Annotated in this window: 19 protein-coding genes; 9 read left to right on the plus strand and 10 right to left on the minus strand. The window is 58.0% G+C overall.

What is annotated here, in order from left to right; translation table 11 throughout:
• Positions 1-114 precede the first annotated feature (114 nt).
• From ACNA0I_RS03460 to ACNA0I_RS03480, 5 genes are read right to left on the minus strand one after another with little or no spacing between them, the layout of a single operon-like run.
• Entirely contained in the window at positions 115-1,590 is a 1,476-nt protein-coding gene (locus ACNA0I_RS03460) for an aldehyde dehydrogenase (protein WP_415804650.1), read from the minus strand.
• 48 nt (positions 1,591-1,638) lie between these two features.
• Entirely contained in the window at positions 1,639-2,778 is a 1,140-nt protein-coding gene (locus tag ACNA0I_RS03465; protein ID WP_415804651.1) for a zinc-binding dehydrogenase, read from the minus strand.
• Between the two features lie 24 nt (positions 2,779-2,802).
• Entirely contained in the window at positions 2,803-4,086 is a 1,284-nt protein-coding gene (locus ACNA0I_RS03470) for a TRAP transporter large permease (RefSeq protein ID WP_415804653.1), read from the minus strand.
• Positions 4,080-4,658, minus strand: a complete 579-nt coding sequence (locus tag ACNA0I_RS03475; protein ID WP_415804654.1) for a TRAP transporter small permease — start codon at positions 4,656-4,658, stop codon at positions 4,080-4,082. Before ACNA0I_RS03475 ends, ACNA0I_RS03470 begins: the two co-directional genes overlap by 7 nt.
• Positions 4,659-4,669: 11 nt before the next feature.
• Complete coding sequence (locus ACNA0I_RS03480; RefSeq protein WP_415804655.1) at positions 4,670-5,677, minus strand: TRAP transporter substrate-binding protein; 1,008 nt, start codon at positions 5,675-5,677, stop codon at positions 4,670-4,672.
• Positions 5,678-5,834: 157 nt separating this feature from the next.
• On the opposite strand from ACNA0I_RS03480, the gene ACNA0I_RS03485 reads away from it, so the two are divergent.
• Together ACNA0I_RS03485 and ACNA0I_RS03490 are read left to right on the plus strand one after the other, a co-directional pair.
• Complete coding sequence (locus tag ACNA0I_RS03485; RefSeq protein WP_415804656.1) at positions 5,835-6,734, plus strand: LysR substrate-binding domain-containing protein; 900 nt, start codon at positions 5,835-5,837, stop codon at positions 6,732-6,734.
• A gap of 331 nt (positions 6,735-7,065) precedes the next feature.
• Positions 7,066-9,144: an NHL repeat-containing protein gene (locus tag ACNA0I_RS03490; protein ID WP_415804657.1), complete on the plus strand. Its 2,079-nt coding sequence runs from the start codon at positions 7,066-7,068 to the stop codon at positions 9,142-9,144.
• Between the two features lie 69 nt (positions 9,145-9,213).
• Here ACNA0I_RS03490 and ACNA0I_RS03495 read toward each other — a convergent pair whose 3' ends face one another.
• Both ACNA0I_RS03495 and ACNA0I_RS03500 read right to left on the minus strand, forming a co-directional pair.
• A complete protein-coding gene (locus ACNA0I_RS03495) occupies positions 9,214-10,047 on the minus strand; it encodes an alpha/beta hydrolase (RefSeq protein ID WP_415804658.1) in 834 nt (277 codons plus the stop codon).
• A gap of 52 nt (positions 10,048-10,099) precedes the next feature.
• A complete protein-coding gene (locus tag ACNA0I_RS03500) occupies positions 10,100-11,314 on the minus strand; it encodes an iron-containing alcohol dehydrogenase (RefSeq protein ID WP_415804659.1) in 1,215 nt (404 codons plus the stop codon).
• Between the two features lie 170 nt (positions 11,315-11,484).
• Between ACNA0I_RS03500 and ACNA0I_RS03505 the strand changes: the two genes are divergently transcribed.
• From ACNA0I_RS03505 to ACNA0I_RS03525, 5 genes are all read left to right on the plus strand, one after another.
• The gene (locus tag ACNA0I_RS03505) at positions 11,485-12,168 is read left to right on the plus strand and encodes a GntR family transcriptional regulator (RefSeq protein ID WP_415804660.1); all 684 of its coding nucleotides are present in this window, start codon (positions 11,485-11,487) and stop codon (positions 12,166-12,168) included.
• Positions 12,165-13,799, plus strand: coding sequence for a sugar ABC transporter ATP-binding protein (locus ACNA0I_RS03510; protein WP_415804661.1), 1,635 nt, complete (start codon positions 12,165-12,167; stop codon positions 13,797-13,799). Before ACNA0I_RS03505 ends, ACNA0I_RS03510 begins: the two co-directional genes overlap by 4 nt.
• Positions 13,765-14,754: an ABC transporter permease gene (locus ACNA0I_RS03515; RefSeq protein ID WP_415804662.1), complete on the plus strand. Its 990-nt coding sequence runs from the start codon at positions 13,765-13,767 to the stop codon at positions 14,752-14,754. The genes ACNA0I_RS03510 and ACNA0I_RS03515 overlap by 35 nt, the downstream gene beginning before the upstream one ends.
• Before the next feature lie 68 nt (positions 14,755-14,822).
• Positions 14,823-15,782 carry a substrate-binding domain-containing protein gene (locus ACNA0I_RS03520; RefSeq protein WP_415804663.1) on the plus strand — a complete coding sequence of 320 codons (960 nt, stop codon included), beginning with the start codon at positions 14,823-14,825 and terminating at the stop codon, positions 15,780-15,782.
• Between the two features lie 54 nt (positions 15,783-15,836).
• Positions 15,837-16,424: a DJ-1/PfpI family protein gene (locus ACNA0I_RS03525; protein WP_415804664.1), complete on the plus strand. Its 588-nt coding sequence runs from the start codon at positions 15,837-15,839 to the stop codon at positions 16,422-16,424.
• 35 nt (positions 16,425-16,459) lie between these two features.
• Here ACNA0I_RS03525 and ACNA0I_RS03530 read toward each other — a convergent pair whose 3' ends face one another.
• A complete protein-coding gene (locus tag ACNA0I_RS03530) occupies positions 16,460-18,577 on the minus strand; it encodes a TonB-dependent siderophore receptor (protein WP_415804665.1) in 2,118 nt (705 codons plus the stop codon).
• Positions 18,578-18,832: 255 nt separating this feature from the next.
• Between ACNA0I_RS03530 and ACNA0I_RS03535 the strand changes: the two genes are divergently transcribed.
• Positions 18,833-19,348: a hypothetical protein gene (locus tag ACNA0I_RS03535; protein WP_415804666.1), complete on the plus strand. Its 516-nt coding sequence runs from the start codon at positions 18,833-18,835 to the stop codon at positions 19,346-19,348.
• Positions 19,349-19,391: 43 nt separating this feature from the next.
• Here ACNA0I_RS03535 and ACNA0I_RS03540 read toward each other — a convergent pair whose 3' ends face one another.
• Positions 19,392-20,165, minus strand: a complete 774-nt coding sequence (locus tag ACNA0I_RS03540) for a class II aldolase/adducin family protein (RefSeq protein WP_415804667.1) — start codon at positions 20,163-20,165, stop codon at positions 19,392-19,394.
• Here ACNA0I_RS03540 and ACNA0I_RS03545 point away from each other — a divergent pair.
• On the plus strand, positions 20,164-21,204 hold the full coding sequence (locus ACNA0I_RS03545) for an HpcH/HpaI aldolase/citrate lyase family protein (RefSeq protein ID WP_415804668.1): 1,041 nt from the start codon (positions 20,164-20,166) through the stop codon (positions 21,202-21,204). The genes ACNA0I_RS03540 and ACNA0I_RS03545 overlap by 2 nt on opposite strands.
• A gap of 64 nt (positions 21,205-21,268) precedes the next feature.
• Here the strand turns inward: ACNA0I_RS03545 and ACNA0I_RS03550 are convergent, their stop codons facing one another.
• Complete coding sequence (locus ACNA0I_RS03550; protein WP_415804669.1) at positions 21,269-22,234, minus strand: Bug family tripartite tricarboxylate transporter substrate binding protein; 966 nt, start codon at positions 22,232-22,234, stop codon at positions 21,269-21,271.
• Positions 22,235-22,409: the final 175 nt, after the last annotated feature.

A 22,409-nucleotide genomic window follows, 5' to 3' on the forward strand; every position in this document is an offset into this window, starting at 1 on the left:
GGGGGCGGGGCGCTGGGGTACTCCCCGCGAGCGGAGCGGTCTATATTGCCATTTGATCGCCTAGAAATACGTGCCTCTGCGCCTATCCACGTTTTATATGGTGATAGGGCACGCTCAGCGCAAGATAAACGGATTGGCGGGAGCGCCTTGCGCGTAGGATATCCAGGTGCTCTTGGTTTCCAGATAGTGGCGTATGGACTCGACGCCGCTTTCCCGGCCCAGCCCGGATTGTTTCATTCCGCCGAACGGCATCATGTAGCTGACTGCGCGATAGGTGTTGACCCACACGGTACCGGCTTTCAACGCCTTTGAGACCCGGTGTGCCCGGCCGATGTCTTCGGTCCAGACACCGGCGCCTAGACCATAGATCGTATCGTTGGCCATTCGGATAGCCTCTGCCTCATCGTCAAATCCCATCACCGCCAACACTGGACCGAAAATTTCCTCGCGTGCCACGCGCATATCAGGCGTCACATCCACAAAGATAGTGGGCTCCACGAATTGACCGCCGGGCATGCTGGATGCTGCTTGTCCACCCAAGACGCATCGGGCGCCTTCGCGTTTGGCGATGTCAATGTAGTCCAGGATTTTTTTATACTGCGGCGGCGTGGTGACCGGGCCGATGTTGGTGTCGGCCTCCATGGGATTTCCTTTCTTGGCCGTGGTGCCTAGTTTGATCAAGCGCTGTACGAACTCATCCTTGATGGAGTTCTGTACCAGCAGACGCGAGCCTGCGATACACGTCTGGCCGGTGGCCGCGAAAATGCCCGAGATCACGCCTGCGGCGGCTTTGTCGAGGTCACAATCGGTGAACACGATATTGGGCGACTTTCCGCCCAACTCCAAGGTGATCCGCTTCATCGTCTTGGCCGCCTGTGCATAGATCAGGCGGCCCGTTGCATCGGATCCCGTGAACGTGATTTTGGCTACGTCGGGGTGCTCTACCAGCGCGGCGCCAGTTTCCTGGCCTAAACCTGTCACGACATTGAATACGCCGTCGGGGAAACCGGCTTGTTTGGTGAGCTCGGCAAATTCCAACGTGGATGCCGAAGTAAATTCAGAGGGTTTGATCACGACCGCGCAGCCCGCGGCAATGGCAGGTGCGCATTTCCAGCCCACGAAAAGCAGCGGCGAGTTCCACGCGGTCAATGCACCCACGACGCCAACAGGCTCGTGCGTGGTGTAGGCGAAGTGATCGGCCTTGTCGATGGGCATGACCGAGCCCTCGATCTTGTCGGCGAGCCCGCCGTAGTAACGCCACCACTCGGGGACATAGTTCAACTGGCCTTGCATCTCGGCAATCAGCTTGCCGTTATCGCGTACCTCGGTTTCGGCCAGACGCTTGGCATTGTCGGCGATCAACTGTGCCAGACGGTACATCATCTGGCCGCGCTGAGTTGCCGTCATCTTGGAAAACGGGCCTTCTGTCATGGCGCGCTTTGCAGCCTGGACCGCCAGATCGACATCGCGTTGATCGCTGCGGGGAATCTGCGCCCACACCTCGCCGGTATAGGGATTCACCGTGTCCATCCAGGTTTGGCCTACGGGTTCAACAGCCTTGCCATCAATGAAATTGCTGTAAGTTTTCATGATCATCCTTTGGAGTGAAAAAAGGCAAACGGGCAACCGACGTACGCCTTATTCCATCAAGATCAGCGGTTTGATTTCTTCCAGGCGGTGCATCTTTTCCAGAGCCACATTCACGTCCTCCAGTCTGTAAGTACCGGAGATCATTTTCCTGAACGGAATGTGATCGATATGCGCCGACGCGAACTGCAGGGCTTTCCAATATGACTTTACATCACCCGAGAAGGAACCGATGACTCGAATGTTCTTCTTGACAATGAGAGAGGGGCTGAACGTCGTCGAGCCAGCGCCAAGCTGGCCCACGGTGAGATAGCGCCCGCCCTTGCGAACCAGGTCCAGCCCCTCATTGAACGCGCCTGGAAACCCCGTGAACTCCAGCACCATATCCGGGCCCCGGCCTCCTGTCATTGCCCGAAGTTGCTCCGCGCGCTCCTCGTGAGTAGAGCCTTCCAGGTTGAAGGTATGGGTCGCGCCGAAATCCTTGGCCATCTGCAGGCGGCTGGCGGGCGCGCCAATCACACTGACCGTACGCGCGCCAGCCACACGTGCCACCGCGGCGGCGAGAATCCCCAGCGGTCCCGCACCCTGAATAGCGACATGTTCTGAAGGATCGATCGGACCCAGATTGTCGAACGCATTCATGACCGATCGAAAGGCACAACTGCACAAGCTCGCCACGGCGTCGTCCAGATTGTCAGGGACGCGCACACGGCCGGACTCAGGCAATACATAGCCATACTCTGAAAAGCCACCCAGCAGATACGGGGGTTTTTCACTGCTCTCGTACATATAGGCACGTCTGTTTTCACAGAGCGTCGGCTGGTTGGCGACCGTGCAGAAGTAGCAGGAACCGCAGGAGGTGTGCGTCCATAAAATGCGGTCACCGATCCGTACGGGTTGGCCGACGCTATCTCGCTCGGCCCCTTGCCCGATAGCAACCACACGGCCGACCATTTCATGTCCGAGAATAACCGGGAGGTCTACTTTCAACGCCAAATTGCCTCGCGCCAAATGCACATCGGTGCCACATATCGAGCATGCAGAAGTCTTGACGATCAGCGCGCCAGGCTCGACCTCCGTCGGAATCGGCACGTCTTTGATTTCCAGCGGTGTGCCGAATGCTCGCACGACTGCAGCCTTGGAAAACCTGGGCAGCGCAGCGCCCAGGTATGTTTCGTTGTCATCATTCATGTGTGAGTTCACTACGGGGAAAAGTTACCGGAACCAGAGGGTGAAGAAGGGGACATAGGTGATCAGCGCCTGGCCGACCAATGCTGCAGTGAAGAAATACGCGAGATACCGCAGCATCTTCAGCATCGGCACATTGGCCGCGCGTGCCGCGACATAGAGGTTGGCCGCCATCGGAGGAGTGAGCAGGCCGATCTCCAGATTGGTTGCGACGATGATGCCGAAATGGACCGGGTCGATATTGAATTGCGCGGCGGCGGGCGCCAGTAGCGGCCCCATCAACAAGATCGAGGCATTCGTTTCCATAAACGACCCGACCACGAGCAGGACGACATTGACGGTGAGCAGAAAAATGAGCGGACTATCAATATGCGTAGCTACCCACATTGCCAAATCCTGGGGCACTTGGTTCAGCACCATGGCGCGATTGAAAACCCCGGTCAAGGCAATGACGAACAAGATCCCCGCGCCAGTGATGACAGCCTCGCGCAATGCGCCGGCCATCACTTTGTGGCTGACCATGCGGCGCAGAACCACGACGACTACTGCATAGAGACAGCCAACCGCCGCCGCCTCGGTCGGGGTCATGATGCCGCCATAGATACCGCCCAGGATAATGAACGGCAACAGCAGCACCGAGCTCGCTCGACCAGCTATCCGCAACGGGATGACAGCCTGATGGTCAAGCGCAGCGTTGTTTTCTGAGGTGCGCTGCTCCACGCCGTTGGGCAAGAGACGGCGTGATAGAAACACATGCACGATCAGAAAGAGTGTCGCCATCAATGCGGCCGGCAGCAGTGTCGCCGTGAACAATTGCGAGACAGACACGCCCACGGTCGCGCCATACAGAATGAGCGGAATGGAGGGAGGCAACAAGACCCCCAACAGACCTGCTGTCGCTGTCAATGCGGCCACGTAACCCGCGGGATAACCTCGCCGTATCATCTCCGGACTCACGATGCCGCCTACAGCGGCCACGGTGGCAACAGAAGATCCGGTGATGGCCCCCAAGAGCGCTGACGCGGCAATGGCGATATAACCGAACGCGCCGCGAATCCGACCCAAGGCGACATCCGAAAGCGCGATCAGTTCCCTGGCCATTCCACTGGCACTCATCAGGCCGCCGGTGAACATGAACAGGGGTATGGCGATCAGCGAGAAGGCGGATATTTCCTCGTAAGGGATATTGCTGAGGCTCGTGATCGATAGACCCAATGCATCGAGACTGAAAAAAATAGGCAGGCCAAATCCCACCGCCAGCGGCGCACCGACAAGCAATATGACGCCCATCAGGAAGAAAATCATCACCATGGATTGATCCCTCCAGGTGAGCGGCCCGCACAGGCCCGCAACAGGTCAACAATGGCGTGAAAACCCATGAGAAGGGCGCCCAGCAAGATGAACGCGACCGGCACGGCAAGCGGAGTGCCCAAATCGGTCAGCCGCTCACTGGAGGACAAGGCATAGTCAAACAGGTCGAGCGCCAAGGCAGAAAGAAACACCGAGAAAATAATGAACAGGATTGCGATCACAGCCTCCAATACCTGCAGCAGCGTTCCGCGCGGCAACATCTCGACGATGTCGGCCGTCAAATGCTTGTGCAGATGACTACACAGGGCGGCACCCACAAATGTCAGCGGCGACATCGCAACCAGCGCCCATTCGCCTGTGTCGGGGATGGGCAGTGCAAAAGCGCGAATGACCAGTGAAGCCAGGACGGATAGCGTCGCCACCAACCAACTGGCCATGGCAATCCTGCTTTCCACTCTGGCCACGATCAGTTCGAATCGCATCAACTTGTCCAGTGCGCTATGGAAGCAGGACTTGAGCGGGCGCGGCGACACCAGGGCACCTGCGTCCCTGCCAACATCATGGTGAGACATGAGGGGGCCTCCTAGGGACGCGAGGCGGCCGCGATTTCGTCTTTGAGCGCTTGAATCCGATCTTTGCCGTAGGTCGATGCCAGTTGTTCCCAACCGATCTGACCCACCTTGACGAATTTCGCCATTTCCTCAGGTTTGAGGCGGGTCACTTTGACCCCGGCCGCCGCGATTTTTTCGAGATATTCGCCGTTCATCGCCCTGCTGTTTTTGACTTCTTCTGCGGCGGCCTCGATTGCCGCCTGGGTAATGATTTCACGTTGCTTGTCGGTCAGTCGTTTCCAGAATCGCTGACTGGCCGTCACGGTGCCCATGGCGTAAACGTGATTGGTCAACGTCATGTATTTCTGTGCCTCAAACAACCGTGAGTTGTAGGTGATCGTGGCGCCATTGTCCTGTCCATCCACAGTGCCTTGCTGCAGGGCGACAAACAAGTTCGAGAATGGCATCGTCACCGTCTGCGTGCCCGCAGCCTCAAAGAAGCTGCGTATCGAGGCCGAGCCTGGAACGCGAACCTTCAGCCCTTTCAGATCGGCAGGCGACACAACGGGCCGCTTTGAGTTGGTCACGGCACGAAACTCCAACTCGAAGAACGCGAGTGGTGTCATGTTCTGTTTGACAAGTGCAGCGCTCAATGTCTTTTGCAGGATGCCATCCGGGTTGAAGAAAAGTTTGTCTACTTGGTCGAACGTGCTGGCGATATAAGGGAGATAGTGAAAATCCAGCAGAGGATCCAAGCCCGCTAACGATCCCGGATTGAGAAAGGCGAACTCCAACGAGCCACGGCTCAGGTCCCGACCCAAGGCCTCATCGCCGCCTAATTGATTGTTGGGGAAAATGGTGATCTGCACTTCGCCGTTCGTGCGTTCCTTTACCAAGTCTGCGAATTTATGGCTGGCGACGTCGGCAGGCGACCCTTGCGCGAACACATGACCCAGGCGCGCCTTGGTCTGCGCGAAGGCGGATGGCGCGGCCGCCATGACGGCGACGGCAATAGCCAAGCATCTGAAAATTGAATTCATGTCTCTGTTGTCTCCAAGTAGGTTATTGTTTTTCTCCGGCATTGCCGGGAACCGCCTTTTCTTGTCTATAAGCAGCTCAATTCATTCTGCGATACCCAAGCCGTTTTCACAAACGCGTTATATACATAAATAGTTGAATTGAATTCACATATTGACTATGACAAACCACATCCCGGTCGTATTGCTGCGCAGCTTCGAAGCCGCCGCACGCACCCGCTCGATCACGAAAGCAGCCGCGGAGCTATTTCTGACACCCAGTGCCGTCAGTCATGCGGTTCGAAAACTGGAGGCGCAGTTGGGGACGAGCTTGTTTCAACGCGAAGGAAGGAGCGTCCAACTGACTCCGGATGGCGAAGCCTTGATGCTGTACGTGGGGAGAGGATTCGATGACTTGCGCCGTGGAATCGAGGCGATCTCGGGCGCTACGCCCGAGCGCCTGCGCTTGCATTGCGCCCCCAGCTTTGCCGCGCAATGGTTGACTCCGCGCTTGTCTTCATTCGTCTCACGGCATCCGAGCATTGAGCTGCATTTGTCGGCCGACACGGACTATTTGCGATTTCAACGCCATGAATTCGACGCCGACATTGTGTTTGATCACCGGCCGGCAGATGGCCTTTGCGAACTTCCCCTGGGCAATGAAATCATTACTCCGTTGTGCTCGCCGGAATTGGCGCGCCGGATCAAGAAACCTGCGGATCTGCTCAAGCTGCCGCTATTGGATAGCTACAACCGTCAAGTCCGTTGGATGCAATGGTTTTCGGACAATGGCGTTGCTGCGCCTGCAATCAAAGGCCTGAGTTTTGATCGCAATTTCTTATGTGTCCGTGCAGCAGTAGACGGTCTGGGCGTCGCCCTGGAGTCTTCACTGATTGCACAACGGGAGATCGCAGAAAGAAAACTAGTCGCGCCATTGACCAGAAAATCGGTCGATATTCACACGTGTAATCACACGCTGGTCTTTCCCGTGGCGGCGACAATCAAACGGCCGCTTCATTACTTCATCAATTGGCTCGGTAGCGAATTGGGCATTGAACTGAATCGTCATACCTCGCCTTGAGTTTGCGTGGAGAACGGGCTGGTGAGTGTTCTCCTGTCGCACAGGACTGCGTGCCTTAGCCAATACCACTGGCATTACAAAAACATGACGGTCAAATGACAAGAAACAAACACGTCTCTCTATCTGCGCGCATGATGAATAAATCTGCCCCCACATAAACGTCTCTGTCTTTTCGTCGAACGGATACGCGCTTTCATCGAAAAAAGCTAGATCGGCCGCTGTTGTTCATGTAGTTTTCTCGCGTTAATCCACGCGTCACGAAACGCGTCAGCCAACTACGGTGGTGAACATGGCACATTCAAAGAGCGTCCAACCCCCAGGCCGGAGCAATATGTGGCGATCCATCGCATTGTCTGCCGGCATGGCGCTGATCCTGGGGGCGTGCTCGGATGGAGGATCGTCTTCTACCAACCAGAAACACCTGAAGCTCTCGGGTCTCGTTCAAAGCAGCTCGGCAGGTGTTGAGGATTATCGCGTCGAGCTGTACGGCAGCTTTTCGGATGATGGCGGATCGCGGGTTCCGCTGGGCTCGGGATCGACAGACAGTGACGGTGCGTTCACCATTCATTATGCACTTTCGGATGCGCAGCGTAGTCAGCAAGCCGTCCTGTTTGTCGAAGCGACGTCAGGTCCCTCGATGCTGGCCAGTGCGATCGGCAGTGATAACGGTGAGGTGAGTTCGTCTATCGTGATCAATGACCACACAACCGTTGCCACGGGCAACGCGTTTGCCCAATTCATCAGCGCATTGGGCATCGCGGGCGACGCCATCGGAATGCGCAATGCGGCCCAGATGGCGACGAATCTGGTTGATCCCATTTCCGGCGCTGTCGGCGCTGCGATTGCCTCGTCGCCTAACGGTGATGAGACTTCAACATTGGCGACATACAACTCGCTGGCCAACGTCGTCGCAGCCTGCGCCGCAGAGCATGATAATTGCGCCAAGCTGTTCGCCGCGGCAACGCCACCCGGCGGTAGCGCGCCGGTCAACGTATTGCAGGCGCTGTCCAATATCGTCAAGCATCCCTCGTACCCTGGATATCCGAATGATGCAACCGATCCCTTGTTCAACCTGGCTAAAGCATCACCGGCAAATTATCTGGGCCTCGCTTCACGCCCTAACAACTGGCTGCTGTTCCTGAAAGTCACTGGCGGCTTTTTCAGCGAGCAAAGCCCCACCAATGTCGTCAACGGTGTAGGCAACATCGCGTTTGATGCCGAGGGTAACGCCTGGGCAAACGACAACTACGAGCCACAGTATGTTGGCCAACCGGCGTGTGCGGGTTTGCGACTGATCAAGTTCTCGCCCGCGGCGCAGGTCATATCCGGCTCACCTTACTTTGGTGGCGGCCTGAGCGGCGCGGGGTTTGGCATCACACTCGATCTGGCCGGCAACATCTGGACGGGCAATTTCGGTTTCCAGGATCCGCCCTGCATTGGCACGCCGGCGGAGGCGCCTCACAACAGCGTTTCGGTATTCAAGCCCGATGGCACCCCGATTTCCCCGAACACCGGATTCACGCAGGGCAAGATATCGTGGCCGCAAGGCACATCGGCGGATCGTGCAGGCAACATCTGGGTCGCCAACTGCGGCAACGACTCGATCACCAAGATTCCCAACGGAGACCCGGCGCAGGCTGTCAATATCCCGCTGGGCCCGCTCGGCCCTGAGGGGCTGCCGCGGCTCAAGCCATTCGGCACGGTAGTGGACCTGGATGGTAACGTCTGGGTCACCACTAACCGCGGCGACACGGTGGTGGTGATTGCGCCGGATGGCACCATCCTCAAGACGCTGACCAATGCCGAGGCTGACCCTGCGCGCCCGCTGATTAATCATCCCATCGGAAACGCCGCCGATAGCAAGGGAAACGTCTGGATCGCGAATTCGGATTGGTTGGATGCACCTTGCCCGGCCAGCGCGCGCGAAGGTCCTGCGACGAACCCTTCCATCACGATGTATCAAACGGGCACCCACGATCCTTATCCGGGCTCTCCTTTTACCGGCGGCGGCCTCACCGTGCCATGGGGGATCTCGGTGGACGGCGATGACACGGTGTGGGTGTTCAATTTCGGACCTGACGGCGTTGAACCCACACCGACAACCGCGCTGACAGGCATCAGTCGATTCTGCGGCGCGGATACGAGCAAATGCCGGCCAGGCGCAAAGGTGGGCGATCCCATCTCGCCGGCGACCGGCTATACGAGTGATGCACTGGAACGCATCACCGGCGGCCAGATCGATAGATCGGGGAATTTGTGGGTAATGAACAATTGGAAGCAGAACCCAAATCCTGATCTGAACCCCGGGGGCAACTCGGTAGTTATCCTGATTGGAGCGGCTGCGCCGTTGAATACGCCAGTGATCGGACCGCCAGTGCCATTGAAACCCGTAGCACCAGGCAAGAGTTAGGTATGCATCACTGTCGTAATTCGGGATCAAGCATTGGAGGATAGCCGCACTTGACCAGACTGGAGGACCTTAGCCGCTAACCAAGTCCGAGAGACAAAGCCCTGCAGGGCTCTTGGGATCGCCCAAGGCCAGAACAATCGTGAGATGGTTCGCCCCCGCTTCGGTCCGGAACTGCCCGTCGTGCGTGGTGCGCTCGAGCAAAGAGGCAAACTCTCGGCCTTGAGAGTGAAATGGAGCGGTGTCCGTTTCACTGACCATCACGATACGTCGAGGACCGGGGAATTGAAAAGAGGTCAGAGGCGACCATGCCGCGGCCTCAGCCGGCGTCATCTGCGCTTCGTTCTTCAGGAAACTGCCTGGAATATCGGTCAGGTCGTAAATGCCGCTGACGAGCAGCAGGCCGCCAAGCGCAGGCAAGTCCGGTGGTGCACCTTCCTCGGGTCCCTGCGCAGCTAAGTAACTCGCCAAATGTGCGCCTGCCGAATGGCCGCTGACAGTGAGCCTTGTGGGATCCGCCCCAATATCGGCAGCCATCTTGACTACGTGCCGGACAGCCGCGCGAACTTGGGAAACGATGGTGCCCAGTCTCGTGGCAGGCATGAGGTCGTACGTGACAAGGACGGCAACACCGCCCGCAGCCAGCACCGGCGCAGCAACCAGCCAGTGAGCTTCTTTGCTGCCCGAGCGCCAGTAGCCGCCGTGAATGAACACATGGATCGGAGCACCTTTTGCCATACGAGGCGGAAGAATGATGTCCATCCGTTCGCGCGGGCTCGAACCATAGGGCACGTCGAGCCGCATATCGACACCCCTCGCGAACTCGCGAGAACGTGCAGCCGTCTCGGCAACGATCTCGTCGAAGTCCGGGATGAAGTCACGGTTTCGATAAAGGTCCTGGGCCATCGTTGAAAGTCCACCGTTAAATACTGCGATTACGTGAATTTGAGCGCGCCTGCTATGCTGCCTTTGCGTCCCGCATCAAATCGGCGACACCAAAATAAGACGCCTCAATCAGCGTTCGCATGTTATTGCGATCAAGCGGACGAGGGTTGTTCTGGATCAGCCGCTCGATGCCGCACGCTTGATCCGCTACCCAATCCAGTTGGTCTTCGGCCAATCCAAGCTGGCTTAGCGTGGATGGAATCCCGATACGGGCGAATAGCGCCGCGACGGCGGGGATCACAGCGGCACCATCAGCCAGATTCATGACGGCAGCCATTTGATCCAGTTCGGTGCCGATCACCGGACGATTCCACTCCATCACCCAAGGCATCAAGCAGGCTACCCCTGCACCGTGCGCGGTGTGGGTAACGGCCCCAACGGGATATTGAATGGCATGGGCTGCGGCCGTTCCGGCGACACCAAAAGCCAGGCCCGCGAACGTCGCCCCCTGCATGACTTGAGACCTGGCGGCCAAGTTGCCGCCATCGGCGCAAACAGTCTCGAGTCCTTGCCACAATAATGAGATCGCGGTCAGCGCAAACTGATCTGATATGGCATTTTTGCCGATGAACACCCTTTCCTGAGTCAAGCCTGGAGCCACCTCGCGACGCGCGGCAGTGAAAGCCTCGATCGCATGAGTCAGCGCATCAGCGCCGGCGATAGCGGTCAACGTCGACGGACAAGTCAACGTCAACTCAGGATCGCAGATCGCTACCGTGGGAATCAGATACGGACTGGAGATACCCACCTTGAGTGTGCGCTGGTCATCTGACAGGACGGCGACCGGGGTGACCTCTGACCCGGTTCCGGCAGTCGTCGGGATGGCGATCACCGGCAGAATTGGGCCAGGCACCTTCAGTTCGCCGTAGTAATCCTGGGGTTGTCCGCCATGCCTCAGCAGCAATGCAAGGCATTTGGCCATGTCCAGGCAAGAGCCTCCGCCGACGCCTATCACCACGTCGGCGGCAAACTCGCGCGCCGCGTCGGCAGCAAGGACGGCAGCTCGGACCGGCACGTCCGGCAAGGTTCCGCTTTCGATTCGCACGATCAGGCCGCTGGTCTTCAAGTCCACCATCATGGCCTGGAAATCGGCATCCGCCGCGAGGCGTTGGTCTGTGACGACCAGCGCCCGCTGCCCCAGCCGTTTCGCCACGAGTCCCAGAGCCTTGCGTTGTCCGCAGCCAAATATCACTTCGCCCGGCGATCTCATTGCACCGAAATACATCATCACTGTCCCCTCATTGTGTTCGTTGTCTGCTGGCCGCTGTTTGCGCGCTATCCGGGTGTTGTGCCGGGCCTTAAAATCATATCCTATAGGATATTTTATTTGACATTCGATATGGTATTTGTCACCATCTGAGCATGTCAAGGTCTACTTAGAAGGTGTGCGCGAGCAAAATGGCTGTACAACGAGAAACTCAAACCGGTGTATCCGTACGCCGCTCCAGCGTGGTCGATGACGTCTATGACGCCATCAATGAACGGCTGATGTCGCTTGCCATCGCGCCTGGCGCCCGCATTCCCATCGACTTGATCGCGCGAGAACTGAACGTTTCACAGACACCTGTGCGGGAAGCCCTTTCGCGCCTGGAACGCGAAGGGTTGGTCCACAAGGCACACCTCATCGGCTACAGCGCCGCTCCGCAACTGGGCCGCAAGCAATTCGAGGATTTATTCAATTTTCGCTTGCTCGTCGAGCCGGAAGGCGCACGTTTGGCGGCGCTCAATATGACTCCCGCCGCACTGGACCATATTGAAAGCATTGCCGCCGACATGGCGGACGGCGGGACGCCGATAGATCGGACCAGCCGTTATTCACGCTTTGCTCGGATCGACTCGCACTTTCACGACGAGATCATGCGGATTGCGGGAAACGAGGTCATCCGCACCACGCTTTTCAACCAGCATGTCCACCTGCACCTGTTTCGCCTGATGTTCCACAGCCGCGTTACCCAAGAGGCGCTGGAAGAACATGAGAAGCTGCTGGCCGCCTTCCGAGCAGGGGACGCGGTCGCTGCGCAAACGGCGATGCGTGAACACATCCTGTGTTCACGTGACCGGCTGATGGCGGCCTTCGAATGAATGCCGTGGGCGCTCTATCGCTATCGGCCACCATCCCGTTGGCGGTAAAAGCGCGTACCCCTGCAGCGCTTGCCGCGGAGGGGCTGACGAAGGCCTATGGACCGGTCACCGTCCTGTCCGACGTCACGCTGGATATTCGCGCCGGCGAGGTCCACGCGGTCATAGGTGAAAACGGCGCCGGGAAATCCACGCTGATGAAGCTGTTGGCCGGCTACGTGAGCCCCACCGCGGGTCACCTGCTCATGCAGGGGCAGCCCATCGTTTTCCCCGATGCTGCCGCAGCAGAGGCCGCGGGCGTAGTGCTAGTGCATCAGGAAATCCTGCTGGCGCCGGATCTGACGGTTGCAGAGAACCTCTTTCTTGGCCGAGAGCTGTCGCGCGGCATCCTGATCGATGATCGAAACATGGACCGACGCACTGCCGAAGTGCTGGCGTCTATCGGCGCACATTGCCACCCGCGCGACCATGTGGGCGACCTGCCGTTGGCGCAGCGGCAGTTGGTACAAATCGGCCGGGCTCTGCTGCAACCACGCAAGGTCGTGATTTTTGATGAGCCTACCGCCGTCCTGGCCAACGACGAAGTCGCCGCATTGCTGGAAGTCGTCCGGGGGCTACGGACTCAAGGAGCCGCTGTCCTATATATTTCGCACCGTCTGGACGAGGTCGAAGCACTGGCCGACCGCGTCACCGTGCTGCGCGATGGAAAGATGATCGGCACATGGCCGGCGGCTGACCTGTCGCAACGCCGCATGGCCGAGCTCATGGTCGGTCGCCAACTCGACGTCTTGTATCCCCCTAAACGCCCGCAGCCGTCAGGCACACCACTGCTGGCGGTCGAACAGCTATCGGTCGATCACGGCGCGGTTCAAGCGAGCCTGGCGGTTCGTCGCGGCGAGGTACTGGGTATCGGCGGCATGATCGGTTCTGGCCGGACCGAATTGTTTGAAGGGTTGATGGGCCTGCGGCCCGCCGAGGCGGCCCGAATCGAGCTGGCGGGTAATGCGGTGGAGCACCGCTCTGTCAAGGACTGGCGAGAACTGGGGCTGGTTTATCTCACCGAGGACCGCAAGGGAAAGGGGCTTCTGCTGGACGAGCCGCTGGCCCCGAACCTGACCTTACAAGCGCTCGACCGGATCCATCCGCGCCTTGCGCTGAATCGCGACAAAGAGGCCGCTGCGCTGGATAAGGCCGTTCGCGACTACGACATTCGCGCCCGATCGGTCCATTTGAATGCGGGTCAACTGTCCGGAGGCAACCAGCAAAAGCTGCTGCTGGCAAAGGTGATGATGACCGACCCTTGCGTTGTCATCATCGATGAGCCGACACGCGGCATCGACATCGGCAACAAAAGCCAGATCTACGACTTCATCGATCACCTGGTTCGATCGAATAAAGCTTGCATCGTGATCTCATCAGAGCTGCCGGAGCTTGTCGGCCTGGCAGACAGGGTTCTGGTGATGCGTGGAGGACGCATCGCCGCCGAACTCACTGGCGACCAGATTACCGAGCATAACGTCGTCTATGCGGCCACCAGTGCGAACGCGTACGAGACAGATCTGCAAGACCACATAACGATAAATAAGGTAGGAGACGAGAATGACAAGCGCGACGACGCATATCGCGATCATTAAAGCGCCACGGCGCATCCGCTGGGCCGCTATGGGTCCCTTCATCGCGCTGGCCGTGGTGATGTTGGCTGGCATGGTGCTGAACTCGAACTTCGCGACCGGCACCAATATGGCGAACGTCGTCACGCGATCGGCGTTCATTGCCATCATCGCAGTGGGCGCCACGTTTGTGATCTCGTCTCGCTGTCTCGACTTGTCGGTCGGGTCGATGATGGCATTCGTGACGGGCATCATGATTCTGACGATGAACCGGCTTGAGCCATCGATCGGAGCAAACGCCATCTTTGTCGGTGCGGTCGTGGGGATCCTGGTTGGTGCGGCCTGTGGGCTGCTCAATGGGCTGATCGTGACGGTGGGCAAGATCGAACCCTTTATCGCCACGCTTGGCACGATGGGAATCTTTCGTGCCCTGATCACGTGGATGTCCGATGGTGGTTCGATCCCGATGGCCCGGGCGCTACGCGAACCCTACCGGCCCGTCTATTTCGGCGATGTGCTGGGCATTCCGATACCAGTGGCCATCACACTGATCGTCGCCCTGGTCGGGGCCTTCATTCTGTACCGGACAAAATACGGGCGCCGTTGCATGGCCGTCGGCTCAAATGCCGATGTGGCTCGCTTTTCGGGCATTTCGGTCACGAAGGTCCGCACCATTGCCTTTGTGATACAGGGGCTATGTGTCGCCATTGCGGCGATCTGCTACATCCCTCGACTCGGCGCCGCGACGCCGACGACAGGCCAACTGTGGGAACTGCAGGTCATCACCGCCGTTGTGATCGGCGGCACATTACTTCGAGGAGGCAAGGCGCGAATCTGGGGAACCGTCGCCGGTGCATTGATTCTGGAGATGATCGCCAATCTGATGGTGCTATCCAACATGGTTTCGGAATACCTCGTCGCGGCCGTACAAGGCGTAATCATCATCCTCGCCATGCTGGCCCACCGCTTCATCAAATAACCATCACGACGAAGGATGGACGCCTTCAGAGTAGACATGAAATGACAACCATAATCAGGAGAGACAAAATGACATCCATGACCAAGCGTGCGCTCGCCATGCTGGCAGTCAGCCTTATGGCATGTACCGCAACCAGTGCTTTGGCACAAAGCAAAAAGACCATCGCCGTTTCCATCCCGGCGGCCACCCATGGCTGGACAGGAGGCGTTGTTTATCACGCAGAACAGGCTGCGAAAGAGATAAAAGCCGCATTTCCGAATATCGACGTCGTGGTAAAGACATCGCCTTCGGCGACTGCGCAGGTGTCGGCATTGGAAGACCTATCCGCCGGCCGAAACCTCGATGCGTTGGTCATCCTGCCGTTCACCTCAGAAGAGCTGACCGGCCCTGTCGCCCAGGTCAAGGCAGGTGGCGCCTTTATCGCAGTCGTGGATCGCGGCCTGACGGATCCCACGATTCAGGATCTATATGTCGCGGGTGACAATATCGCCGTCGGCGCGAACACGGCGAAGTGGCTGGCGGAAAAGTTGGGCAAGAAAGGAAAAATCGTCGTGCTGCGCGGCATTCCGACCGTCATTGACGATGAACGCATCAAGGGGTTCACCGACGTCATCAAGGGCACAGACATCAAGATACTCGATATTCAGTATGCCAACTGGAACCAGGATCAGGCCTTTACGCTGATGCAGGACTATCTGGCCAAGTATCCCCAGATCGACGCCGTCTGGGCCAATGACGACGACATGCTGCTGGGGGTGCTGGAAGCAATCAAGCAATCCGGTCGTACCGAGATCAAATACGCGCTGGGCGGCAACGGCATGAAGGACGTGATCGAACTGGTAAAGGCAAAGAACCCGGTCACCCCCATCTCAACCCCCTATCCGCCGTCGATGATCAAATCGGCGATCTATATGACGGCGGCCCAGCTCAGCGGTCAAGCGCCGATGCGTGGCAATTTCAAACTCGACGCGCCATTGATCACCCCCGAGAACGCCGACCAGTTCTATTTCCCTGACAGCCCATTCTGACGACAGGTGGCCGGACCACCATCCGGTCGTGACAACAGCCAAAAGGAGAACCAAATGAGTGGCAAGAAAATTCTGATGCTCTGCGGTGAATTCACCGAAGAATATGAAATCTATGTGTTCCAGCAAGGAATGGAGGCCGTAGGCCATACCGTCCATGTGATCTGCCCCGACAAGAAAGCGGGCGAAATGATCCAGACCTCACTGCACGATTTCGAGGGGCATCAAACCTATATCGAGCGATTTGGCCATCTGGCCGAAATCAACAAGACGTTCTCCGAGGTGAACGTCGAAGAATATGACGCGGTATATTGCGCGGGCGGCCGCGGTCCGGAATACATCCGCACGGACAAGCGGATCCAGGCCATGGTGCGTCACTTCCATGAGGCTAAAAAACCGATCTTCACCATATGCCACGGGGTGCAGATTCTCGTCGCCGTCGAAGGGGTGATCCGCGGAAAGAAGGTCGCCGCGCTCGGTGCCTGCGAACCCGAAGTCATCCTGGCCGGAGGCACTTACATCGACGTGAAGCCACACGAAGCCTATGTGGATGGCACCATGGTGTCGGCCAAGGGCTGGACGGGCCTGGCCGCTTTCATGCGCGAGTGCATGAAAGTGTTGGGGACGAACATTACGCATTCATAGACGCAAAGCACGCGGCGAGCTCGGCTTGCCGCGTGTCAGTAGGTATAGCTGATGCCCAATTGCGCGGTACGCGGCGCGCCTGGATAGACATAGCTGTTGAAAGCGCCCTCGTCGTAATTGCGATTGAACAGGTTGGTCACATCCAGGTTCACGCGCAGGTTCTTGTTAACCTGGTAGAAGCTGTAGAGATCCACCACCACATAGGAATCCATGGTGTAAGACGATGCCGCAGTCTGGCCGGCTCGATCGTCCACATAGCGCACTCCGACGCCCAGACCTAGCCCTCGCGCGGGTCCTTCGTGAAACTCGTACATGTTGAGCCAGCTGAACGAGTTGCGTGGGATATTGGCCAGCCGCGTGCCCCTGGGCAGCGTGTTGTCGCGGGTGACTTTGGCGTCCACGAACGAGTATCCGCCGATCATGCGCCATTCACGGGTAATGTTTCCGGCTATGTTGAGATCGAAACCTCGGCTGCGAACCTCGCCGGCCGCTACTCGATAGGTGGAGTCAGCCGGATCGACCGTCAGCACGTTCGTTTTGTCGATCTGATAGGCCGCGAAATCCAGGCTTAGTTGGCCATCGAGGAGTTCCCATTTGGCGCCTACCTCAAACGACTCTCCCTCCTCGGGGTCAAAGCCATTACCTTGCCGATCCGCACCCGTGTTCGGCTTGTAGGAACGCGCGGTGTTCGCGTATATGGCGAGCGTGTCGGTCAGATCGTAAAGAACACCCAGGCGTGGTGTGATGGCCGAGTCAGTGGTCTGCCAACTGCTGCCAGTGGGCAAGCGATCGCGGTAAGTGTGTTCGAAGCGCTCAAACCGCAATCCCGCCAGCAGCTTGAAGCGCTCGGTAATGGCCACCTGGTCTTGCACGAACGCGGCCCAGGTCTTCAAATTTTCCTTGTCATGCGTGGTGGTGCGGGTGAGCGCGGGACGCGGTTGGCCTAGTACCGGATCATAGAGGTCGATAGGGTAGGCGTTGGCGCCGGCAGCAGAGCGCTGGATGATCGACTGATAGTCATAGTCCTCGAGCTCTACGCCGGCCAGCAGAGTGTGATGCAGCCTGCCCGTGCTGAAGTTTCCAGTCAGGTTGAGCTGGAGGTCTCGATCAGTCCAATCAAGCTTGCGGTAGTTGAAATTCCGTCCTAGCGTGCGGCCATCGGCCTGCAGCGCGTTGGCCTCCACGGCATTGCCCTTGAGCGTGCCATCCAGCCATTGCGCGCCTCCGCCAAGCTTCCAATTATCATTAAGTGCGTGTTCGAAGCGCAACTGCACCACGTTATTGTCGTTGTGCAGCTTGTTGTCAGTGCCGGTCTCCCAGACATTGGTGTCGCGCGAAGCGCGCCCAGTTTGATTGGGATAGCGGGTCAGGCCGCGGTCCAGCGGATGGTTGTTACGGATCATCTCGGCTTCGAGGGTGATGCGGGTGGCCGCATTTGGCTGCCAGCTGATAACGGGCGAGACGCCGTAACGTTCGGTGCTGACGTCGTCGCGAAAGGTATTGCCGCCCTCGGCGAGCGCGTTGACGCGGTAGGTCAGGCTGCCGTCCTCGTTAAGGGCGCCGGTCGAGTCAATCGTGGCGCGGCGCATACCATGCGTGTCGAACTGCGTGCCTACCGTCACGCTCGACTCGGCTTCTGGCTGCTTGGTTACCACATTGAACGTACCACCAGGGTCACCACGACCATACAGGCTCGTGTTCGGGCCGCGAATCACCTCCAGGCGTTCCAGGGTGTAGGAATCGGGCGCGTTAGGATAGCCGCGATTGATCGGAAAGCCGTTACGGTAGTACTCGCCGGTGGTGAAACCACGCACAGTCACCGTAGTCAGCCCTTGTCCGCCGAAGTTGTTTGCGCGGCCCACGCCGCCTGCATAATCCAGCACCTGCTCCAAGCGCGTCGCATTGGTGTCCTGGACCACGTCACGCGGCACCACGCTAATCGATTGCGGCACTTCATGCAGGGCCGCGTCAGTACGTGTGGCGCTCGCGGAACGGGTGGCCCGATAGCCTATCACCGGCCCGTCGGCGCGCTCCGTGTCGCCGTAGACGCTGACCGCCTCCAGCTCCACGGAACCAGTCGCGCCGACTTCGTCAGCCAGCACTACGGGAACTGCTGTGTTCAGTAAACATGCCGAAAGGATGACGCGCCGCATTCCATAATCCGAGAATTTTCACAAGGGCGCCATCTTACTATTAATACGACTGATTCGTATTATCTATCTTGTAATCTTGTAGGAGATCAGTGCGGTCCGTCAGCGCACAGCTGGAAATTCGAACGTGCGCGCCCCGGCTATTGGGTTCCGTTGTGTCAACTAACAAAGAGAGAGATGAGGCCACTCTGCGATAATGGCAGACGAATTTTCAGTATCCACTTTGGATGACTGGCATCGCAACACGGAACATCCACTGTGGCCACACTCTACGAAACGGCCGCCCTCGAGAACGAGGGCGTAGACACTACAGACGACAGCATCCACGAATCGCACTTATGGCGTGACAACGGCTGGACGGCGCGTGTCATCAAAAACGAGGAGGACGACGGCTGGGCCGTCGAGATGACCCGCGAGGGCGAGTCCGAACCGGCGCTGGTGGGTCCCTGGACGATGGGACGGGACAAAAAGAACCCTAAACCCTTGGACCCCACCGCCTTTCGCACCTTGGTCAAGACGGCATCCGAGGTGATCCGCAGGCACGAGCAACAACTGCACGCGCAGTTGCACAAGAGCATCAGGGTGACAACGCCGGAGGTCACACTGACGATCAAACTGGACATCGTTCCGGACGAAGATCAGCCGTTTGCAGTACTCAGCGCCGTGGATGAATACGGCGAAACCATTGCGGAAGTGACAGTCGCGCCGAACTACAAATTCACGCTGAGCACAGCCACGGCTTGGGTCGAGAATGACTTTCGTAAACCAGCCTAAAGCACGGAGCCACCGTGGCGGATGAGCGTGCGCAGCCGGGACTTTACTCGGCGTAGCCAGGCATGACCCGATCCAACACGCGCATCATGGCCTCGAAATAAAGCCTCTCACGTTCAGCGCGCGAGTGGCTGTCTTTAGGGTTGGGGGTGTCCACCCTGTCGACGAGCGCGTCCGGCAGCACCGAAAGGGGCCTGCCTGCCGACATCGCCAGTATCTGAGCCCTGCAGACTCTCTCGAGCTTGTAAAGACGGCGGTATGCCTGCGCTACGGTATCACCGACCACCAGCACACCGTGATTTTTCATAAAGAGCACCTGCTTGTCGCCAATCAGGGCAGCCAGGCGCTCTCCCTCGCTCAGGGTATCTGCCAGTCCCGTGTAGCCATCGTCATACGCAATGTTTTTGGTGAAAAACGCCGCTGTCTGGCTGCATGGCAGTAGACGGTTGTCCTCCAACATGTTCAGTGCCAGCGCCCAGGTTTGGTGCGTGTGCAGGATGACCTTGGCGCCGGTGATCCGGTGCAGCGGTGCATGGATACAGAATGCGCTCAGCTCCAAGTCTCCTTCGCCTTCCAACACCTGTCCGCGCTCGTCGAAAACGATGAGATCGCTGGCCCGAGCCTCCGACCAATGGCGGCCGAATGGCAGCACCAGGTAGCGGTCTTCATATCCGGGCACCATCATGGTGAAATGGTTATCGATGCCTTCTTCCAATTGATCATGGACGGCGAGCCGATTCGCTGCGGCAAGATGAACTCGGGCAAGCCAAGCGGCATCAGCTTGTGTTTCGGGAGATAGGGACGTTAGTGAGCGGTTCATGGGTGGCGTCTCCAAAGGGGATTCTTCCTTTTTAATCCATGCGCCTAAAAAGCTCCAGGGGCTGCTCCGGAATGCACTTTCAACCCGCTGTCGAGGCATAGCGAGAACGAGGGTAGCGAAACCACGTCTGGCATACTATCAAGCGAGCCAAAAACCCTTCCTGAACGATATGAACAGAAAACTACGCAGCGTTATTTACGTACCCGCCATCAACGAAAAGGCCATGCGTAAGGCGGCAACCCTGCACGTCGATGCAGTCATCTTTGATCTGGAAGACAGTGTTTTTCCGGAACAGAAGGCACATGCGAGATCCGGACTCGCCGAGTTTCTGACAAAGGAGCGCGCCAGTTTTCAGGGAAAGTATCTGGTCATACGCGTCAATGCCAATGACACGGAGTACTGGAAAGACGATCTCGCCACCGTTGCCCAGATCATGCCTGACGCGGTGCTCTTGCCCAAAGTCACGACGCCACAGCATATACATGACACGTATGTGGAAATCTCTGCAGGCAAAGGTCGGGCGCCAAAGATATGGAGCATGGTAGAGAACCCGCTGGGTATCCTTCGACTGGAACACATCGTAGAGCAAGGCAAAAATTCTGGCCTCGAATGCTTGGTCCTCGGCACCAATGACCTCGTCAAGGACAGCGATATCGATCCCGGCAAAGACCGCCGCAATCTGATGCCCTGGTTTAGCCACGTCATGCTGGTGGCAAAATCGTTCGATATGGCGGTCATCGACGGCGTGCTTAACGATATCAAGAACACAGACGCACTACGCGCAGAATGCGAAGTCGCACGCGCGCTGGGGATGAATGGAAAAACCATTATCCACCCCGCTCAGGTCGAAACGGTAAACAAGGCATTCAGCCCCAACGAAGGGCAAATTGCCTGGTGGAAAAAGATAGTGGCAGCCTACGACCTGCCCGAGAACGCAAATGCCGGGGTGATCAGCCTGGATGGCATGATGGTTGAACGATTACATCATGAGATCGCCGTGCGCAAGCTTCAGGAATACGGGCAGGATATCGGGCAATAGATCAGCCGGCGAAGGAAGGACATCGCGCCGTATGACCATCAAATGTCACGTGCGCGATGCATGTTCACTGCGGCGTCAGATTCGCTTGGTTGACTAGTTTTTTCACTATAGGTTGCTCATCACGAATCTGCTCGGTGAGCTCGGCAGCCGTTCCGGAACGCGGCTCAATGCCCATGCCCAGCATTTTTTCGCGTACGACTGGGTCTTGCAGTGTCGTGGTCAATGCTTGTTGCAACGTGGTCAGCACGTCAGAAGGCGTGCCGGGTGGAGCGACAAAGCTGAACCACGCACTGAGGTCGAAAGATGGATAGCCCTGTTCCGCCAGCGTCGGCACATCCGGCAAGGTGGACAAGCGGTTCTTGCTCGTAATACCCAGCACGTTCAGCTTGCCCGCCGTAACCTGAGGCATGCCCGTGGCCACCATGTCGAAGAACACATCGACATCGCCGTTGATCAAGGCGGGCAGAGCTTGTGTCGCGCCCTTGAACGGGACGTGCAACAGATCAACCCCCGCCTCTTGCCTGAACAATTCGCCAGCCAGATGCGATGACGTTCCCGGCCCAAAAGAAGCAAACGTCAGTTGAGCAGGACGCTGTTTTGCCTGTGCCACGATGTCAGAGATTTTGGCAATATTGTTTTTCTTGTTGGATAGCAGAATCATTGGGCCGATTCCGACCATGCCGATGGGAGCATAGGCATCAGGATCGTACGGCAATGATTTATACAGATAGCGATTGGTGACCAAGGTCGAATTGGTGGCCATCAGCAGCGTGTAGCCATCGGGCTGCGCTCGCGCGACATAGGACGCGCCGATCGTAGTGCCAGCACCTGCCTTGTTCTCGACGATGATTTTCTGGTCCAGCGCTGTACTCATCCGGCTGGCCAGAATGCGAGTGAGCACGTCGGTAGCCCCGCCCGCCGGAAAAGGGGAAATAACGGTGATGGGTTGCTCTGGATACGCTGCGTGAGCCAGTCCTGCGCACGCCGACAGCGCTACCGCAGCGGCAAATGTGGAGACGCGTTGAAACATGTTTTCCCCTTGATGAGTTGTGGACGAGACTGTCTGCTTCTTTTGAATTCCGTACGGTGAATATGATCTGGCGGACAGACGGCCGCCGCAGACGAGGTTACTACAATTGGCTCGAGCGGCTGCGGTCGCGGGTCGGGGCTCTGGCGTATTTTGGCACCCAATTAACGGGAGCTTT

The organism is Bordetella muralis, from assembly GCF_965139205.1.
In the GTDB taxonomy this organism is placed as follows: Bacteria; Pseudomonadota; Gammaproteobacteria; order Burkholderiales; family Burkholderiaceae_B; genus Bordetella_A; species Bordetella_A muralis.